This is a genomic window from Magnetovibrio sp. (assembly GCF_036568125.1).
Classification (GTDB): Bacteria; Pseudomonadota; Alphaproteobacteria; order Rhodospirillales; family Magnetovibrionaceae; genus Magnetovibrio.
Genome location: NZ_DATCTF010000019.1, coordinates 121778 through 138970 on the forward strand (window position 1 = coordinate 121778; position 17193 = coordinate 138970).

Consider the following 17193-nt stretch of genomic DNA (forward strand, 5'->3'; position numbering starts at 1 on the left):
GATGTTCGTTTAGAGGGGGGGGGGTATTTAATTTCCTGCGTTGCGATCAACCTGGGACAGGTAATCCGCCAGGGTCGCAAACTGCTCATCGGTCATGTTTTTCACGATGCCGTACATGCCCGCGCTTTTCGGCGTTTGACGCGCCTTACTCTTGATGTCTTGCATCTGGATGAACAGATAGTCGCGCTTTTGCCCGGCGACGTAGGGGTTGCCCTTAAGGGGTTTTTTGCCCTCGGCACCATGGCAGGCTTTGCATTTCGAATTGAACAATTTTTTACCGGCCTCGACGCTCGCGGGATCCAGCGGAGTCTTCGGTTCTTGCAGGTCGGCCGGCGGTTGCTTGGCGAGCCACGCGGCGACCTGTTGGATTTCCTCTTTGGAAATACGCGGCTTGTTGTCGCTGGGGCTGATCAAAGCGCCTTGCATGCCCTGCGCGCGCGGATTGCCGGTCGCATCATGGCTGCCCAGTCGCTTGCCTGAAATGATGTAGTTGATCTGGTTGACCATATACTTCTCATCCTGACCCGCGATGTTCGGGTAGTTCAGCATCGCCTTGCGGCCATCCTTGCCATGACAGGCCATGCAGGTCTTGGTCATGTAGATCTTCTTGCCGGGATCGCGCTTGGGCTTTTCTTCGGCGTTGGCCGTGAAGCTGGCCGCGGATACCGACATCAAAACGCCGGTGAGAACTGCGAAGCGTGTGAGGATGCTCTTGTTCATTCTTGGTCTCCAGTTTTTTGTAAACGATGGGGGAGCCTGAATAGGCGGGCTCCCCCTCGCTTATGCCTTAGGTGCAAGGCTTGCGGTCGTTACTTCTTGACCTCAACTGCACCATGCTGGTCGAGATAGGTCTTGGCGCGCAGACCGATGTCGGCTGCCTTAACCTGATACTGCCACCACTGGCCAGCCCACAGCGTCGCATTTTGCCAATCTCCCTTGGCGGCAAAATCTTCAGCTTTTTTGCGGGTGTCAGCAGCGAAGCCCAGCTGTTCGGTGGCGTCTTCGACCAACGAAACCACAGGCGGGAAGTCCTGATAGTTCCGTGCGACGATGTAGCCCACGACACTGTCGATTACGCCTTGCGTTTCAAGATTGGTCTTGTGCTGCTTTTCGTAATCGGCCTGGGTGTAAACGGTGCCTTCGGCGCCCTTGGTCGCCACTTCCTTGTAGCCCTTAGGCTGAACCAGGAGGTAGCCCTGCATTTCCAAGTGCAGTGCCGAGCAGAACTCGGTGCAATAGTACGGGAACACACCGGGTTTATCGGCATTGATCGTCACGGAAGCGGTTTTACCCGGTTCCAAGGACAAGTTGGCGTTGGTGCCGCTGATGGCGAACCCGTGGGTTTGGTCTTCAGCGCGTTCCAAGTTGGTCATGATGAACGTGACCTCGTCGCCTTCTTGAACTTCGACGATTTCAGGCGTGATGTGCGAACGGATGGTGGTGCCGTACACGGTGACTTTGTTGCCATCGCGAACGACGCTTTCTTTACCCGGACGGGTGCGGCCTTCGTGACGCTCATCGGTACGGGTGTTCCAACCGCTCTTGTAACGGATGATCGGTTTCAGCTTGTCAGCCGAAATCGCAACCGCGTAGTGCGGCTCGCCCAACGGCAGCGGCATGTCGTACAGCAGTTCCATCTTGTCACCGCTGATGTCGATCAACTGGTGGTTCTGCGGGTGCAGAGGACCGACCGGGTTGAAACGGTCAATCGCCAGCTTGTTCAAGGAGACCAAGTATTTACCTTGCGGCGTAACCGAGTCGCCTTCCATCGTCATCAAGTGGCCGATGTTGTAGTGGATGGAAATTTTGTCGAGCACTTTACCTTCACAGTAGTCCCACTTGGTGACCTGGCTGTCCACGTAGATGGAGGTGTAGACCGTGCAGGGCTTGGAATCGTACTGGGTGTGAAGCGGGCCCAAGCCGACTTGGACCTGGGTGTGCAAAGATTTCTTCAGATCGAGAATGGGGATGCCATAAGGGTCTGTGCCCATGAAATCCTTGTTCTTGATCAGGCCCATCATCTTGTCGAAGCTGTAGACGTAGGTGTGGCTGTCCAGCTTACCGGAAACGATGACGAACTTACCGTCCGGGCTGACGTCGGCGCCGTGCGGGCTTTTCGGTTCCGGAACCAAGAACAGCATGCCTTCCTTGACGGCGGTGTCCATGGTGATCACCGGGTGGCCGTTGATCATCTTGGTCTTACCGGCCTTGAACAGCTCTTCGCCCTTCTTCCAGTTGACCATGTGCAGGAAGTCGGTGTCTTTCTGCGAGCAACCGGCTTCGAACGGCGGACGACCTTTTTCGATGCCACCGACATAGCGTTCGGAACAGAACGAGTTGGTGAACGACCAGCCGTCAGACGGGCCTTTGCCGAAGTCCGACAAATCCTGGCTGTAAGGCGGCAGTTCGACCGAGAAGGACTGGGTCGGATCAATGCGGCCTTTTTCGCGGTTGAACTTCCAGTAGGTGACGGCGCCACGATACCGCTCGTTGAATTGATCCAACGGCACGTATTCGTCTTCCAGCGGAGCCGGATATTGCGCGGCTTCGATCACGTAATCGGTGTTCGGCGTGACGAATGCGCCGCCGTGTTCGGATTTCATGATCGGGTTGACGACGATCTGCTTGGTTTCAAAATCGTGCAGGTCGATCACAGCCATACGCGGGTTGTTCTTGTCGTTGATGAACAGGTAGCGTCCATCGTACTCACCGTTGGTTTCCGAAATGGCCGGATGGTGGGTATCGCCGAACAAGATATCCTTGCCGTTGACGCGGCCTTGGTCGAGAACGGCTTTCGATTCGTTGTCGAAGCCATAACCCTGCCAGGGTTCCGGCGTGAACACGCCGATGTATTTCAAAATCCGCATGGACGGAATGCCATAAACGATCACTTGACCGCTCTGCCCACCGGAACTGAAGGCGATGAATTCATCGCGCTTGCCCGTCGGCACATAGGTTTTCGCCGCGGCCAAAACATCCTTTTCGGTCAACCCGCGCCGTTTCATAACGGTATCCAGGTTTTCCGCCGACCAGGATGCCGACGCGGTAACCAGACCCACACTAACGGCGCTAAACGCCATCAGGGCCCGTTTGCCAAATTGTTGCATAGGATTATTCCTCCCTCGGGCTGCATTAAGGACTAAAACAAACCGCAGTATCCCCGAGCCGCTGCGGTTTTAGGACGTAGTGTATTTGGACGTGTAGCAGTCTATGCTAATGTACATGACAGGGGTTTGACGACGGTCAAGTCGCCTACCCTTTCAGAACGTCATTATAGACGCTAAGCGTCTGAGTTTCGATGAAATTCCTAAACTGCGCACAGGCCACGATCACCGGACGCCACCATAACAAGAACAAGGTAACAGCTTATGTTTCCATCTCGCCCCCGACTGCACCGCTTGCGGCATTTGTCCCGGTCGTTATTTTACACCCTAACTGCGTGTATTGCGATTTTGGCGTCATCGCCGTTGCAGGCTCAAGAGCAAGGCCAAGAAGAAGCGACCCTGTCGTCGAGCATCGGTGGCCGCTTCATGTTGGAAGACCACAACGGCCAGATCGTCACCGATCAGCACTTTCAAGACCGCTTCATGTTGATCACCTTCGGCTATACCTATTGCCCCGACATCTGCCCGACCAATTTGGTCAATATGGCCGCGGCTTTGGAAGCCTTGGGCGATCGCGCCGAAAAAATCGCGCCGATCTTCATCACCATCGACCCCGCACGCGACACGGCCGCCAAATTGCGTGAATATGTTGCCGCCTTCGACGACCGCATCATCGGCCTCACCGGTCCCCAGCCGATGATCGACAGCGTTTCAAAGCGCTACAAAATCGTCGCCGCCGTCCACAAGCCGGAAAATTGGAAAGACGGCGATTATCTGGTCGACCACACCGCATCGATCTTTCTGATGGCGCCGGATGGAAAATTCCTGGTCAAGTTCGCCCACGGCATGCCGCCCGAAGACATGGCCAAACGCATCGCCGATTTTATGTAAGCCTGCACGCCGCAACATCTCACGGCAGAACCACGAAACCAAAAGAGGCCCTGCAAGTCGTTGCAGGGCCTCATATATTGGCGGACAGGGAGGGATTCGAACCCTCGGTACGGGTTTACCCCGTACGGCGGATTAGCAATCCACTGGTTTCAGCCACTCACCCACCTGTCCACAGGTGTTCGGGTGGCACCGAACGCCCCTTCATAAACGTCTCTGGCCCCTGGATCAAGGCTTTATGAGCGCTGTTTCAAGAAGGATTTGCAGCTTTGCCCACGGCGTAGGAAACCAGCCCGTTGGTAAGGGTTTTCAGTTCATCGACCGATGTCTCGAAAACGCAGTGGGGATGGCCCGCGGCGGCATAAATCTTATCGAAGCGCTTCAGGCTCGCGTCGATGGCGGTGGGCAGCTTGGAGACCTGCCCCACCGGCGACACGCCGCCGATGGAAAAGCCCGTCACGGCGCGCACCAAATCGGCGGATGGCTTCACCACATCGCCTTGCAGGTGAAAGACCTTCGGCAGTTGTTCTTCGTTGCATTGGTGATCGCCCGCGACCAGCGCCACCACATAGCGGTTGCCGACGGTGAACACCAACGTCTTGGCGATCGCGCCTTGTTCGACGCCCAGTGCCTGGGCGGCCTCCGCCGCGGTGCGGGCGCTGTCGGCGAGTTCGATAACCGCGTCCGCACGGCCGACATCGGCCAACGCCTTGCGCACGCGCTTCACGGTTTCCAGTTCCAAATTGCTCAAGCAGGCCCCCTTAAGCTGAAATGGGTCAAAACGAGTTGGCTTACCCGGCGGGTCGGGGCGGCACGTTCATGCCGGCCTCGACCGATTCGCGCTGGCTGATCATATCATACCAACGCTTAACGTGAGGATAATCGCCAAGTTCGATGGGGTGCCAGGGGTGGCGCGCAACCCACGGATAAATGGCGATATCGGCGATGGTGAACAGCCCGCCGGCGAAAAAGTCATGCGCGGCCAAGTGGGCGTTCATCACGCTGTAGAGACGCTTTTGTTCGGTGGTGTAACGGTCCTTGGCGTAGGGCACGTCTTCCTTGGCGAATTTCAAAAAGTGGTGGGCTTGGCCGAACATCGGGCCGACCCCGCCCATTTGGAACATCAGCCACTGCAAAACCTTGTAGCGCGCCTCGCCGGAAGCAGGCAGCAAGTCTTCACGCTGGCATTTTTCCGCCAGGTAAATGAGGATCGCGCCGGATTCAAACAGTGCGATGTCTTGTCCGCCCGGCCCGTCGCTGTCGACGATGGCGGGGATTTTGTTGTTGGGGCTGATTTTCAGAAAATCGGGGGCGAATTGTTCGTCCTTGGTGATGTTGATGGGATGAGTGGCGTAGGCGAGGCCAACCTCCTCCAACATGATGGAAACTTTTTGGCCGTTGGGCGTGCCCCACGTGTACAGATCGATCATCGAAACCTCCTCAAACCGCGCCCCCAGCGGCGCATTGTACATATAGAGCGCTGTGCCCCAAGCACAAGAACTCAGCGGACCAAACTTAGCCGCACAGATCGGCAATATCGTCGGCCAGACGGTCGACGGTTTCGGGCAACAGATCCCACGAACACATAAACCGACAGCCACGCACGCCGATGAAGGCATAGAACTTCCAGCCCCGCGCCCACAGGCCTTCGCGCACATCTTGAGGCAGATCCAAAAACACCCCGTTGGCCTGCGGTTCGAACATCACCGTGACGCCCTCCAGATCTTTTACCCGCTGGTGCAGACGTTGCGCCATGGCGTTGGCGTGCCGGGCGTATTTCAGCCACACGTCGTCTTTCAACACGCCCAGCCACGGCGCGGAAATGAAGCGCATTTTCGACGCCAACTGCCCCGCTTGCTTGGCGCGATAGGCAAAGTCTTCGGCCAGGGCCTTGTTGAAAAACACCACCGCCTCGCCCACCGGCAGGCCGTTTTTGGTGCCGCCGAACACCAACACGTCGATGCCCGCGCGCCAGGTCAGGTCGGCGGGGCTGACATCCAAGCTCGCCACCGCATTGGCGAAGCGCGCGCCGTCCATGTGGATATGCAGGTTGTGGCGTTTGGCCATGGCGGAAATGGCGCGCAATTCCTCGACGCTGTAGACCGTGCCGACCTCGGTCGCCTGGGTCAGCGATATGGCCTTGGGCTTGGGATAATGAATATCGCTGCGCCGGGTGACCAGCTCTTCGATGGCGGCGGGCGTCAACTTGCCGTCGGGACCATCGCCCGCAAGCAGCTTGGAGCCGCCGGAAAAGAACTCCGGCGCGCCGCACTCGTCATTCACGATGTGCGCTTTTTCGTGACAAATCACCGAATGATACGACTGGCACAATGCCGCCAACACCAGCGAGTTCGCCGCCGTGCCGTTGAACACGAAGAACACCTCGCAATCGGTTTCGAACAGATCGCGGATGCGGTCGCACACCTGTGCGGTCCAACTGTCGTCGCCGTACGAAACCTCGTGCCCGGTTTCGTTGGCGCGCACGAATGCGTCCATCGCCTCGGGACACACGCCCGCAGTGTTATCTGATGCGAATTGCTGAGACATATCCCGATCCCCTAGTTGATGCTGGGACAGATTACGGGATTGAAGCGGATGAGCAAGGAAGGATTCATGCGTGATTTGCGCCCTTGGTAACGCAAAGGCCTCTCGATGAGTACACATGTCCAAGCCCGTCGGCGAACCCTCAGAAAAAACCCGCCACATCGCTGAGGCGGGTTTTGATTTTTGAAGATACCCGGCGTGGTTATTGCTGCAATTTCTTCATGCTTTCCTGAAACGCATTTTGCGCCGCCTGCATTTTTTCTTTGTGTTCCATTTGCACTTTGCGGCGGTCTTCCGGGGTTTTGGCGCTGCTCATGCTTTTTTGCATTTCTTCATTCAAGGCCCGCACCTCGTTTTGATGCTGTTCGTTCAGCTTGCGCATTTCTTCATGGCGGCTTTGCGCGGCGTTGCGCTTTTCCTCAGAGGCCTTTTTCTGGGCTTTCTGGCGCTCTTCCATGTCTTTGCGCTTTTCTTTTTGGTCTTTGCCCTTGTCTTTATCTTTGTTTCCCGCATAAGCCGAACCCAGGTCGAACGCGGGCGTCGAGACCAACGCCGGGGCACACAAGATTGCTAGCGCCAAGGCGCCGATGCTCAAAGATTTGTTGATTTTAGACATCGATTGTTCCTCTCCTCTAACTCACTTGCAAAAATCTAGCACAGCCCCAACGCAAAAACCCACCTCGATCATGAGGTGGGTTTTTCCTGTCTGCGTTGCGCAAGATCGAGGCTTCAACCGGTTCAGTTGTCGAGCTTGTCTTTCAACAACTTGTTCACCTGGCCCGGGTTGGCCTTGCCTTGGGTGGCTTTCATCACTTGGCCGACGAACCAGCCGAGAATTTTTTCGTTGCCGCCCTTGTATTGCGCAACCTGCGCCGAACCCGCCGCGATGGCGGCGTCGACGGCGGCTTCGATCGCGCCGGTATCGGTGATCTGCTTGAGGCCCTTGTCCGCGACGATCTTTTCCGGATCGTCGCCGCTTTCGATCATCAGCTCGAAGACTTCCTTGGCGATCTTGGTCGAAATGGTGTCGTCCGTGATCAACCCCAGAAGCTTGCCCAAATTGACCGCCGAAATCGGGCTTTCGGTGATGCTCACGCCCTTATCGGACAACACCGCGAACAGGTTGTTGATGACCCAGTTCGCCGCCATCTTGGCGTCGCGCCCTTCGGCGACCGCTTCGAAGTACATGGCGGTGTCCTTGTCGGCCACCAACACGCCCGCGTCGTAAGGCGACAGGCCGAACACATTGATGTAGCGGTCTTTGCGCTCATCAGGCAGTTCCGGCAAGGAGGCTTTGATTTCGGCGACCAAATCGTCGCTGAACACCAGCGGCAACAGGTCGGGGTCGGGGAAATAGCGATAATCGTGGGCGTGCTCTTTCGAACGCATCGACCGGGTGGTGCCGGTTTGGGCGTCGAACAGGCGCGTTTCCTGCACCACTTCGCCGCCGTTGTCGTAGATTTCAACCTGACGCGCGGCTTCGAATTCGATCGCCTGCATGGCGAAGCGCACCGAGTTGACGTTCTTGGTTTCCGCGCGGGTCCGCAGCTCCTCGGAACCCACCGGACGGACCGAGACGTTGACGTCGCAGCGCATCGACCCCTGGTCCATGTTGCCGTCGCACGTGCCCAAGTAGCGCACGATGGAGCGCAGCTTGCGCAAATAAGCACCGACTTCTTCCGGCGACCGCATGTCGGGCTTGGAGACGATTTCCATCAACGCCACACCAGTGCGGTTGAGGTCGATGAAGGTGCGCTTGGGATCTTGGTCGTGCAGCGACTTGCCTGCGTCCTGTTCCAGATGCAGACGTTCGATGCCGACTTCGCGTGTGGAACCGTCGGGCAGGTCGAGGATGATGGTACCCTCGCCGACGATCGGCTGATCGGCCTGCGAGATCTGATAGCCCTGGGGCAGATCGGCATAAAAATAGTTTTTGCGCGCGAACACCGACTTGGTGTTGATCTGCGCCTTGAGGCCCAAACCGGTCTTGATGGCTTGGCGCACGCATTCTTCGTTGATGACCGGCAACATGCCGGGCATGGCGGCGTCGACCAACGACACCTGGGTATTGGGCTCCGCGCCGAAATCGGTGGCGGCGCCGGAAAACAGTTTGGCGTTGGAAATCACCTGACAGTGAACTTCCAGGCCAATGACCACTTCCCAATCGCCGGTTTCGCCTTTGATCACATAAGACATGGCTTAGCCCTCCCGACCCGGCTTGAAGTTGAAGGCGGCGGCGCTTTCCAGCGAGGCGGCGACGTTGAGCAGCGTGCCTTCGTCGAACGCCTTGCCGATCAGTTGCAAGCCCAGCGGCAACCCGGCGCTGTTGAGACCGGCGGGCACCGAGATGCCCGGCAGGCCGGCCAACGAGGTCGGCACCGTGAACACGTCGTTCAAGTACATCGCAACGGGGTCGTCCTGCTTTTCACCGAGCGCGAACGCGGCACTGGGCGCGGTCGGGGTCAAGATCGCGTCGACGTCTTGGAACGCGGTCTTGAAATCGTTGGCGATCAAGGTGCGGACTTTTTGCGCCTTGATGTAATAGGCGTCGTAATAACCCGAGCTCAGCGCATAGGTGCCGATCAGGATGCGGCGCTGCACTTCGTCGCCGAAGCCTTCGCCGCGGGTGTTCATGTACATGTCGTCCAAGCTTTCTCCCGGCACGCGCAGGCCGTAACGCACGCCGTCGTAACGCGCCAGGTTGGCGGACGCTTCGGCAGGTGCGACGATATAATAAGCCGCCAGCGCATACTTGGTGTGCGGCAGCGAGACTTCCTTGATGTTGCAGCCCGCAGCCTTGAGCCAATCGATGCCTTTGTCCCACAGCGCTTGAATTTCGGAATCCATGCCGTCCATCTTGTATTCCTTGGGGATACCGATGGTCAGGCCTTTGACGTCGCCGGTGATGGCGGCTTCGAAATCGGGCACCGCAACGGGGGCCGAGGTGCTGTCTTTGGGATCGTGCCCAGCCATCGCGCCGAGCATGATGGCGGCGTCGCGCACCGTCTGGGTCATCGGACCGGCTTGATCGAGGGAGCTGGCGAACGCCACCACGCCCCAGCGCGAACAACGGCCATAGGTCGGTTTGATACCGACGATGCCGCAGAAGCTGGCGGGCTGGCGGATCGAACCGCCGGTGTCGGTGCCGGTCGCGGCCATGGCGAGGCCACCCGCAACGGCGGCGGCGGAACCGCCGGAACTGCCGCCCGGAACCAAATCTTTGCCGTCCTTGCCTTTCCAAGGGTTTTTCACCGGACCGTAATAGGATGTGATGTTGGCCGAACCCATGGCGAATTCATCGAGGTTGGCCTTGCCCAACATCACCGCACCGGCGGAACGCAGGTTGGCGGACACGGTCGATTCATAAGCCGGCACGAAACCGTCGAGGATGTGGCTGCCCGCGGTGGTCAACACACCTTCGGTGCAGAACAAATCCTTCATGGCGATGGGAATGCCATCCATCGCGCCGATGTGGTCGCCCTTGGCGCGGCGATCGTCAGATTCGCGTGCCCGTTCCAACGCGACTTCCGGCGTTTCGGTGATATAGGCGTTGAGATCGCGCCCGCCTTGCATGGCCTGGATATAGGCTTCGGCCAGTTCTGCGGCGGAAAACTCGCCTTTGGCGAGACCGTCGCGCGCGGTGGCGATGTTCAATTCTGTGAGCTTCGTCATGGCTTACTCCACCACCTTGGGCACGGTAAAGAACCCGTCTTCGGCATCGGGCGCGTTCTTGAGCACGGCGGCTTGGCAGTTGCCGTCGGTCACAGCGTCCTTGCGTTGCGGCAAGGTCACGTCGGAGACCGAGGCCATCGGCTCGACGCCATCGGTGTCGAGCTCTTGGAGCTGTTCGATCCAGTCCATAATGGAGGAAAGTTCGCCGGCCAGCGGTTCCAATTTGTCATCGGAAACGCGAATGCGCGCGAGGTAAGCGATGTTTTTCACGGTGTCCTTGTCGAGGGACATGGAGTGCCATCCTTGATCGAAGATCTTCAGAGAAATGAGAGGCCGGAAAGTAACACCCACCCGCGCGCATCGCAAGCGCTGAAAGGGCCTGTTTCCAAGCCTATTTGGGCTTTTTCAGCAACTCGGCCCAGGCCTCGTCGGTCCAACTGGCGACGGACGCTTCCAACGCCTGGGTCAAGGCGTCCTTGATGTTGTCGGTTTGAAAGCTCTGAATCTTGGGCGGCTTGGCGAAACGCGGCAAGGAATGGCCTTCGAACGTCATCGCCCCGGTCTTGGGGTGATAGAGATAACGGGTGGTGAGGAACTCCTCCATGCCGTCGCCGATGGAGCGCACGTCCAAACCGATCAGGTGCAAGCCGTCTTCCGACTTGACCGGCGCTTCGGTAAGAAACATGTGGGCATAAAATATTTTCGCCCCCGCCGTACTGGCGCAGCGAAAACGAACCTCATAATCGGCGGTTTCGAAATCGCCGCCCTCGACCGTTGTCTTGCCTTCGAAACGGAACCGGTAGTCGCACGCCACACCGTGTTTTTGATCTTGGGACATGTAAGAGCCAAAGAACTGCTCGCCCAAAGCACCGTCGACAACCGGCACCAAAACGGGTGTGAACACAAAGCCCAGGGTTTCGCCGTCTTTGCTGACCGCCATCCACGTGCTGCCATCGACTTTGCCGATGGCCCGCACGCGTTCGCCCGCTTCCAGGCCTGCCAAGCGTTCAAAATCGGTGCCGGGGCCGGAGCGCACATTGACGTCCTTGGTCACCTCGTAAAGGCCGACCATGGGCACCACTTCGTGCTCCATCACCACCACCGGCTCAACTTCCTCGTTGAGGGTCGGTTCCTCAATCTTGAAGTCGCGCGGCGCTTCGCCCGGCTCTTCGATTTGCGCATGCGCAGGACCCCAGGCCGGAGCCCCGAAAGCCAGCATCGACGCCAGAAGCAGTGAAATGGATTGCGCGCGTTTCATGAGCATAATCTAGCCCGCCGCCAACAATCGGTACATGACGAAAGCGTCCACATAGCCTTTTTGCGGATGATTGAAGGCTTCAGGCAGCACGCCCGCGATCTCAAAGCCCATGTCCCGCCACAACTTGACCGCCCCCACATTGGTGCGGGCGACGAAATTGAACTGCATGGCGTGGTAGCCGAACGTGCGCGCCACATCGAGCGAATGCGCGCACAAGGCCCGTCCCAGGCCGCGCCCGCGTTGGTCTTCGCGCACCATGTACCCGGCATTGCAGACGTGCGATCCGGCGCCGAGTTGATTGGTCTTAAGATAATAAGTGCCGACGACGACCTCACCCTCGAGCGCCACATAGGTCGCGCGAGGGATATCCAACCATAAACACTTGGCCTCGGCCTCATCGGTGTCGGGGGCGAAGGCATAGGTATCGCCCCGGGCGACCACATCGTGAAATATGGTCCAGATGCCGGGCCAGTCTTGGGGCATGGCTTCACGGATGACGTACATAAATCCTCTGTTCAAGCGACTTTCTCAAGATATGCTGCGCATCTTGATTGGTGCAAGCGCGAAGCATCGCTATGGTAGGCGAACCTTAAGACAACTTGGTGAAGCATGGCGATCATCGATATCAAAGAACTGCAGGGCACGCTCAAGCGCGGCGAAAAGTTGATGGGGCTCGATCTCGGCACCAAAACCATCGGCATCGCGCTTTCGGACGTGATGCTCACGGTGGCGAGCCCGCTGGAAACCATCCAGCGCACCAAATTCACCAAGGACGCCATCCACCTGGAAAAGCTGATCAAGGAACACGAGGTCGGCGCGCTGGTGTTGGGCCTGCCGCTGAACATGGACGGCACGGAAGGCCCGCGCTGCCAAGCGACCCGGGATTTTGCGCGCTCGTTTCAGGAACGCCTGGACATCCCCATCGCACTGTGGGACGAGCGCTTGTCCACCTCGGCGGTCGAACGCATGCTGGTCGGCGACGTCGACATGACCCGCAAGCGCCGTGGCGAGGTGATCGACAAGCTGGCCGCCACCTATATTTTGCAAGGCGCGCTCGACGCGCTCGCCCATCAAAGCGGAGCTTGATCATGGGCGCGATCTTCGAAGCCCTGGCGCCGGTGTTTTTGCTGATCGCGATGGGCTATGCGATCCGCCGCTACCGCTGGATCGACGATGCGTTTTGGCCGCCCGCCGAACGGCTGACCTACCGCGTATTGTTTCCCGCACTGCTGATCGCCAGCACCGCGCGCGCCAATCTCGCCAGCGATCAGGTGTGGGCCATCGCCGGGGCCTTGTTCGTCGCCACGCTGGTCGTGGCGGGGGCGGCGCTGGCGTTGAAACCGGTGCTGGGCCTTCGCAACGCGTCGTTCACGTCGTTTTTTCAAGGCGCCATCCGCCCCAACACCTACGTCGGCATGGTGCCTGCGTTTTTGTTTTGGGGCGACGAAGGCTTGGCGATGTTGTCCATCGGCGTGCTGGCGGTGGTGCCCTTGGTCAATCTGCTTAGCGTCACGGTGCTGGTGATTTGGGGCGACGGCCACGAAGGCGCGCGCACGCCCATGAAAGCGGTGCGCGAAGTGGTCCGCAATCCTTTGGTGGTGGCGTGCTTGATCGGTTTCGGCCTCAATGCCTTGGACATCGGTCTGCCACCGGTGATCGCGCCGTTACTCGACATTCTCGGCCGCGCCGCGTTGCCGATCGCCTTGATGGCGGTGGGCGCAGGTCTGGATTTCCCCGATCTGCTGGCCAACCGTTGGCTCGCGGGCAAGGCCACCGTGCTCAAGCTGCTGGTCCTGCCCGCCCTCGCCTGGGGGCTGGCGACCGCGTTCGGATTGGACGGTCAGGCCTTTCAGGTGGTGATGCTTTACGCGACCTTGCCGATGTCGGCCTCAAGCTACGTTCTGGCCCGCGAAATGGGCGGCGACGCCCCGCTGGCGGCGGGCATGATCACCGCCAGCACCGTGGCCGCCATGATCACCATGACGCTGTGGATTGTTTTGTCCTCTTAACGCGTTCTCGCGCTTGCGCGCACTGGGGTGCACGCGTATAGTGCGGGCATGTCAAAGACGCCCTTTGATTCCTCCGTTTTTCCTCAGCGCCACTTGCTTGGCATCGAAGGGCTTTCGCCTCTCGATATCTCGCTTTTGCTGGACCGCGCTGACGAATACGTCGAGCTCAACAGATCCGTCGGCGGTAAGCTCGATACGCTTGCCGGGCGGACGGTGATCAATCTTTTCTACGAATCCTCCACGCGCACGCGCACCTCGTTCGAGTTGGCGGGCAAGCGTCTGGGTTCCGACGTCATCAACATGTCGGTGTCCACCAGCTCGATCAAAAAAGGCGAAACCCTGATCGACACGGCGATGACCCTCAACGCCATGCACCCCGACGTCTTGGTGGTGCGCCATGCCTCTTCGGGCGCGGTCAAGCTGTTGTCGGAAAAGGTCAACTGCGCGGTCATCAACGCCGGCGACGGTCGTCACGAACACCCCACCCAGGCGTTGCTCGACGCGCTGACTATCCGCCGCCGCCGCGGTCACCTCGACGGTCTGCAAGTGGCGATTTGCGGCGACATCCTGCATTCGCGGGTGGCGCGTTCGAACATTCATCTGCTCAACACCATGGGCGCCCGGGTGCGCCTGATCGCGCCCAAGACCCTGCTGCCCGCCGAGGCCGAGCGCCTGGGCGTGGAAGTGTTCCACGACATGAAAGCCGGGTTGAAGGACTGCGACATCGTGATGATGCTGCGCCTGCAGACCGAGCGCATGAAAACCAACTTCTTCCCTTCGGTGCGCGAGTACTACAATTTCTTCGGCCTCGACTACTCCAAGCTCGAAGCCGCCAAGCCCGACGCGCTGATCATGCACCCGGGTCCGATGAACCGGGGCGTGGAAATCGCCTCCGACGTCGCCGACGACATCGGCCGCAGCGCCATCCGCGAACAGGTGGAAATGGGCGTCGCGGTGCGTATGGCGTGCCTGGAAGTGCTGACCCTCAACCTTGAGCGCGAGGCCGTGGCATGACCCTCAAAAACGTTCCCGGCCGCATTGCTTACGTCAACGCCCGCCTTTTGGACCCGGCCACCGGCCTGGACGCGCCGGGCGGCGTGCTCACCGACGGCGAACTGATCGTCGAAGCGGGGGCCGGACTGTTCGACACCTCGGTGCCCGAAGACGCCACCTTGGTCGATTGCCGCGGGCATTGTCTGTCTCCTGGCTTGGTCGATATGCGCATTCAGATCAGCGGCCGCGATTTCGAAAATGTCGGCGCATCGGCGGTGGCCGGCGGCGTCACCACGGCGGTGTGCCTGCCCAGCACCGCGCCGATCATCGACGACCGCGCGGTGGTCGAATTCGTCGCCCGCGCCGCGCGCAAGGCCGGACTGGTCAAGGTCTATCCCTACGGTGCGTTGACCAAGGGATTGGAAGGCGAAGAGCTGGCGGAAATGGGTTTGCTTGCGCAAAGCGGTGCGGTGGGCTTCACCGACGCCACCAAGGCCGTCGCCAACGCCCGTACCATGGCCCAAGCGCTGTCTTACGCCGCGACCTTCGGATTGTTGCTGGTCGAACATCCCGAAGAACCGACCTTGGCCGAAGAAGGCGTGATGAACGAAGGCGAAACCGCCACCCGTTTGGGCCTGACCGGCATTCCCGTCGAGGCCGAACTGATCATCATCGAACGCGATTTGCGGCTGGTCGAAATGACCGGCGGGCGGGTCCACTTCGCCCACGTGTCCACCGGCAAGAGCCTGGAGTTGATCCGCGCCGCGAAAGACCGGGGGCTTCCCGTCACCTGCGACACCGCGCCGCCTTATTTCGCGCTCAACGAAACGGCGGTGGGCGACTATCGCACCTTCGCCAAGCTGTCGCCGCCGCTGCGCGCCGAAGCCGATCGCGTCGCCATCATCGAAGGCCTGCGCGACGGCACCATCGACGCCATCGCGTCCGACCACACGCCCAAAAGCGAAGACATGAAGCGTCTGCCGTTCGCCGACGCCGCCGACGGCGGGCTGGGCATGGAAACGCTGCTCGCCACCGCCTTGGAACTGGTGCACAACGGCCACCTCAGCCTGCTCGACGCATTGAGCCTGATCACCCGCCAACCGGCCGATCTGTTGGGGCTGCCCGCAGGCCGCCTCGAAGCCGGGGCCGCCGCCGACCTGATCGTGTTCGATCCCAACCGGGGATGGAAAGTGTCGGACAGCGAACTGCATTCCAAAGCCAAGAACACCCCGTTCGACGGCCGCCCGCTGCAAGGCCGCGTGCTCAAAACCGTGATTGACGGCCGCTTGGTCTTCAACCTCGACGCTTAAAGAACTGGACCCCTGATGAACGAGACCTTTCTCATTCACGCCCTCGCCGGATTGGGCGGATACCTGCTTGGCGCGGTGCCGTTCGGCATCGTCATCGCACGGCTGTTCGGGCTCGGCGATTTGCGCCAGATCGGGTCGGGCAACATCGGCGCGACCAACGTCTTGCGCACCGGCAACAAGTTCGCCGCGCTGCTCACCTTGCTGCTGGATTCCGGCAAGGGTGCGATTGCGGTGGGCATCACCTACGCGCTGACCGACGAGCCGCACGCCCTGCTCGCCGCCGGTTTTTGGGCAGTGATGGGCCACAACTTCCCCATCTGGCTGAAATTCAAAGGTGGCAAAGGAGTCGCCACCACGCTGGGCGTGCTGCTCGCCACCGCCTGGCCGGTGGGACTGGCGGCCATCGCCACGTGGCTCGCCACGGCGGCGATTTTTCGCTACAGTTCCCTCGCCGCGCTGGTCGCGCTCGCCGCAGCCCCCGCATACGCCTGGTATTTCGCCACGCCGCAGCACGCCATCTTAGCCGGATTGCTGGCGGCTCTGGCCTGGGCGCGTCACCATGAAAACATCCGCAGACTGCTCAAAGGCGAAGAAAGCAAGATCGGCAAAAAGAAAAGCACCTAGGTTCGACCCGCAACTTTGCGCATAAATCAGTTCTGCCTAGGCCCCATTGCTGCCGTCATATTTCAGGGGCGACAACAATCGCGGCGCTCACCATAGACAGGCTTTTAGGGGCGGCCAATGGCGCGTCGACCCGTTGGTTAGTTTAGCCCCCACTTAGGGCAATATTTAAGTGAGGAATACACCTTGAACGTATATCGCATTAGCATTCTCGTAACTGACTTAGCCAAAGCAAAAGACTTCTTTGTTAACGTCTTCGGCTTCGAAGTCATTCAAGATGAAATGGTGACTTCTGAAAAGCGCGTCATCCGCGTGCAACCCAAAAACTCCAATACGCCATTTCATCTGGTTGTCCCCCAAAATGACGAGAAACATCTTATTGGGCAACAAGGTGGGAACCGGGCTCTTGTTATCCTTGAAACCGAAGATGTCACATCCTTGGAGGAAAAATTTAAATCGCACGCTGTCAAAATAATAAAGCCTTTGAAGACGGCTCCGTTTGGCAAGGTGATTCTTGTCGAAGATCTCGTTGGCAACAAATGGGAATTTGTTGAACGATTCAATTCGTGAAATTGTCTAAAAAGAAATGGGAGTAACGTGGGCTTTTGCGACATTGCTTCAACGGCCAATTCTACACTCAAGCCGTAACCGCCTGAATAATGGCATCATGATAGAAATCATCATTACCTGATAGTTGCCGCTCCCGGGTTTGTTCCCAAAGCAATCATTCAACGCTCGACATAAACGGCTTTCTTGGGCTCACTCGGAATTTTCCTCTGCTACTTGTCGATGAC

The 17193-nt window shown here is 59.0% G+C and carries 18 protein-coding genes and 1 tRNA gene; 7 read left to right on the forward strand and 12 right to left on the reverse strand.

Annotation, left to right across the window (positions count from 1 at the left end):
- Positions 1-27: 27 nt before the first annotated feature.
- Both VIN96_RS15820 and nosZ read right to left on the reverse strand, forming a co-directional pair.
- Positions 28-720 carry a c-type cytochrome gene (locus VIN96_RS15820; RefSeq protein WP_331897522.1) on the reverse strand — a complete coding sequence of 231 codons (693 nt, stop codon included), beginning with the start codon at positions 718-720 and terminating at the stop codon, positions 28-30.
- Between the two features lie 89 nt (positions 721-809).
- Entirely contained in the window at positions 810-3107 is a 2298-nt protein-coding gene (nosZ, locus tag VIN96_RS15825) for a Sec-dependent nitrous-oxide reductase (protein WP_331897524.1), read from the reverse strand.
- A gap of 261 nt (positions 3108-3368) precedes the next feature.
- On the opposite strand from nosZ, the gene VIN96_RS15830 reads away from it, so the two are divergent.
- Positions 3369-3995: an SCO family protein gene (locus VIN96_RS15830; RefSeq protein WP_331897526.1), complete on the forward strand. Its 627-nt coding sequence runs from the start codon at positions 3369-3371 to the stop codon at positions 3993-3995.
- A gap of 78 nt (positions 3996-4073) precedes the next feature.
- On the opposite strand, the gene VIN96_RS15835 is transcribed toward VIN96_RS15830, so the two are convergent.
- The 10 genes from VIN96_RS15835 to VIN96_RS15880 all read right to left on the reverse strand — a co-directional run bounded on the left by VIN96_RS15835 (position 4074) and on the right by VIN96_RS15880 (position 11970).
- Positions 4074-4166, reverse strand: a tRNA-Ser gene (locus VIN96_RS15835).
- Between the two features lie 76 nt (positions 4167-4242).
- On the reverse strand, positions 4243-4743 hold the full coding sequence (locus tag VIN96_RS15840; protein ID WP_331897528.1) for a YbaK/EbsC family protein: 501 nt from the start codon (positions 4741-4743) through the stop codon (positions 4243-4245).
- A 40-nt stretch (positions 4744-4783) separates the two neighbouring features.
- The gene (locus VIN96_RS15845) at positions 4784-5422 is read right to left on the reverse strand and encodes a glutathione S-transferase family protein (protein WP_331897529.1); all 639 of its coding nucleotides are present in this window, start codon (positions 5420-5422) and stop codon (positions 4784-4786) included.
- A gap of 85 nt (positions 5423-5507) precedes the next feature.
- Positions 5508-6539 (reverse strand): low specificity L-threonine aldolase, encoded by a 1032-nt coding sequence (locus tag VIN96_RS15850; protein ID WP_331897531.1) that lies wholly within the window; start codon positions 6537-6539, stop codon positions 5508-5510.
- A gap of 199 nt (positions 6540-6738) precedes the next feature.
- Entirely contained in the window at positions 6739-7152 is a 414-nt protein-coding gene (locus VIN96_RS15855; RefSeq protein ID WP_331897532.1) for a hypothetical protein, read from the reverse strand.
- Between the two features lie 122 nt (positions 7153-7274).
- Positions 7275-8732, reverse strand: coding sequence for an Asp-tRNA(Asn)/Glu-tRNA(Gln) amidotransferase subunit GatB (gatB, locus tag VIN96_RS15860; protein ID WP_331897534.1), 1458 nt, complete (start codon positions 8730-8732; stop codon positions 7275-7277).
- A gap of 3 nt (positions 8733-8735) precedes the next feature.
- Complete coding sequence (gatA, locus tag VIN96_RS15865) at positions 8736-10208, reverse strand: Asp-tRNA(Asn)/Glu-tRNA(Gln) amidotransferase subunit GatA (protein WP_331897535.1); 1473 nt, start codon at positions 10206-10208, stop codon at positions 8736-8738.
- 3 nt (positions 10209-10211) lie between these two features.
- Complete coding sequence (gene gatC, locus VIN96_RS15870; protein ID WP_331897536.1) at positions 10212-10499, reverse strand: Asp-tRNA(Asn)/Glu-tRNA(Gln) amidotransferase subunit GatC; 288 nt, start codon at positions 10497-10499, stop codon at positions 10212-10214.
- A gap of 100 nt (positions 10500-10599) precedes the next feature.
- The gene (locus VIN96_RS15875) at positions 10600-11472 is read right to left on the reverse strand and encodes an SH3 domain-containing protein (protein ID WP_331897538.1); all 873 of its coding nucleotides are present in this window, start codon (positions 11470-11472) and stop codon (positions 10600-10602) included.
- A gap of 3 nt (positions 11473-11475) precedes the next feature.
- Positions 11476-11970 carry an N-acetyltransferase gene (locus VIN96_RS15880; RefSeq protein WP_331897540.1) on the reverse strand — a complete coding sequence of 165 codons (495 nt, stop codon included), beginning with the start codon at positions 11968-11970 and terminating at the stop codon, positions 11476-11478.
- Between the two features lie 105 nt (positions 11971-12075).
- On the opposite strand from VIN96_RS15880, the gene ruvX reads away from it, so the two are divergent.
- The 6 genes from ruvX to VIN96_RS15910 all read left to right on the forward strand — a co-directional run bounded on the left by ruvX (position 12076) and on the right by VIN96_RS15910 (position 16969).
- Complete coding sequence (gene ruvX, locus VIN96_RS15885) at positions 12076-12552, forward strand: Holliday junction resolvase RuvX (protein ID WP_331897542.1); 477 nt, start codon at positions 12076-12078, stop codon at positions 12550-12552.
- Between the two features lie 2 nt (positions 12553-12554).
- Positions 12555-13475 (forward strand): AEC family transporter, encoded by a 921-nt coding sequence (locus VIN96_RS15890; protein ID WP_331897543.1) that lies wholly within the window; start codon positions 12555-12557, stop codon positions 13473-13475.
- A gap of 48 nt (positions 13476-13523) precedes the next feature.
- Positions 13524-14489 carry an aspartate carbamoyltransferase catalytic subunit gene (locus tag VIN96_RS15895; protein ID WP_331897544.1) on the forward strand — a complete coding sequence of 322 codons (966 nt, stop codon included), beginning with the start codon at positions 13524-13526 and terminating at the stop codon, positions 14487-14489.
- The gene (gene pyrC / locus VIN96_RS15900; protein ID WP_331897545.1) at positions 14486-15778 is read left to right on the forward strand and encodes a dihydroorotase; all 1293 of its coding nucleotides are present in this window, start codon (positions 14486-14488) and stop codon (positions 15776-15778) included. The genes VIN96_RS15895 and pyrC overlap by 4 nt, the downstream gene beginning before the upstream one ends.
- 15 nt (positions 15779-15793) lie before the next feature.
- Complete coding sequence (gene plsY, locus VIN96_RS15905; protein ID WP_331897547.1) at positions 15794-16402, forward strand: glycerol-3-phosphate 1-O-acyltransferase PlsY; 609 nt, start codon at positions 15794-15796, stop codon at positions 16400-16402.
- 183 nt (positions 16403-16585) lie between these two features.
- Entirely contained in the window at positions 16586-16969 is a 384-nt protein-coding gene (locus VIN96_RS15910; RefSeq protein WP_331897549.1) for a VOC family protein, read from the forward strand.
- The last annotated feature ends 224 nt before the right edge of the window (positions 16970-17193 follow it).

Excerpts from the sequence above, each read along its gene's own strand:
- plsY (WP_331897547.1), top strand. The coding sequence starts at position 15,794 with ATGAACGAGACCTTTCTCATTCACGCCCTCGCCGGATTGGGCGGATAC.
- gatB (WP_331897534.1), bottom strand. The coding sequence starts at position 8,732 with ATGTCTTATGTGATCAAAGGCGAAACCGGCGATTGGGAAGTGGTCATT.
- ruvX (WP_331897542.1), top strand. The coding sequence starts at position 12,076 with ATGGCGATCATCGATATCAAAGAACTGCAGGGCACGCTCAAGCGCGGC.
- VIN96_RS15880 (WP_331897540.1), bottom strand. The coding sequence starts at position 11,970 with ATGTACGTCATCCGTGAAGCCATGCCCCAAGACTGGCCCGGCATCTGG.
- VIN96_RS15830 (WP_331897526.1), top strand. The coding sequence starts at position 3,369 with ATGTTTCCATCTCGCCCCCGACTGCACCGCTTGCGGCATTTGTCCCGG.
- VIN96_RS15820 (WP_331897522.1), bottom strand. The coding sequence starts at position 720 with ATGAACAAGAGCATCCTCACACGCTTCGCAGTTCTCACCGGCGTTTTG.
- nosZ (WP_331897524.1), bottom strand. The coding sequence starts at position 3,107 with ATGCAACAATTTGGCAAACGGGCCCTGATGGCGTTTAGCGCCGTTAGT.
- VIN96_RS15890 (WP_331897543.1), top strand. The coding sequence starts at position 12,555 with ATGGGCGCGATCTTCGAAGCCCTGGCGCCGGTGTTTTTGCTGATCGCG.
- pyrC (WP_331897545.1), top strand. The coding sequence starts at position 14,486 with ATGACCCTCAAAAACGTTCCCGGCCGCATTGCTTACGTCAACGCCCGC.
- VIN96_RS15845 (WP_331897529.1), bottom strand. The coding sequence starts at position 5,422 with ATGATCGATCTGTACACGTGGGGCACGCCCAACGGCCAAAAAGTTTCC.
- VIN96_RS15855 (WP_331897532.1), bottom strand. The coding sequence starts at position 7,152 with ATGTCTAAAATCAACAAATCTTTGAGCATCGGCGCCTTGGCGCTAGCA.
- gatA (WP_331897535.1), bottom strand. The coding sequence starts at position 10,208 with ATGACGAAGCTCACAGAATTGAACATCGCCACCGCGCGCGACGGTCTC.
- VIN96_RS15875 (WP_331897538.1), bottom strand. The coding sequence starts at position 11,472 with ATGCTCATGAAACGCGCGCAATCCATTTCACTGCTTCTGGCGTCGATG.
- gatC (WP_331897536.1), bottom strand. The coding sequence starts at position 10,499 with ATGTCCCTCGACAAGGACACCGTGAAAAACATCGCTTACCTCGCGCGC.
- VIN96_RS15895 (WP_331897544.1), top strand. The coding sequence starts at position 13,524 with ATGTCAAAGACGCCCTTTGATTCCTCCGTTTTTCCTCAGCGCCACTTG.
- VIN96_RS15850 (WP_331897531.1), bottom strand. The coding sequence starts at position 6,539 with ATGTCTCAGCAATTCGCATCAGATAACACTGCGGGCGTGTGTCCCGAG.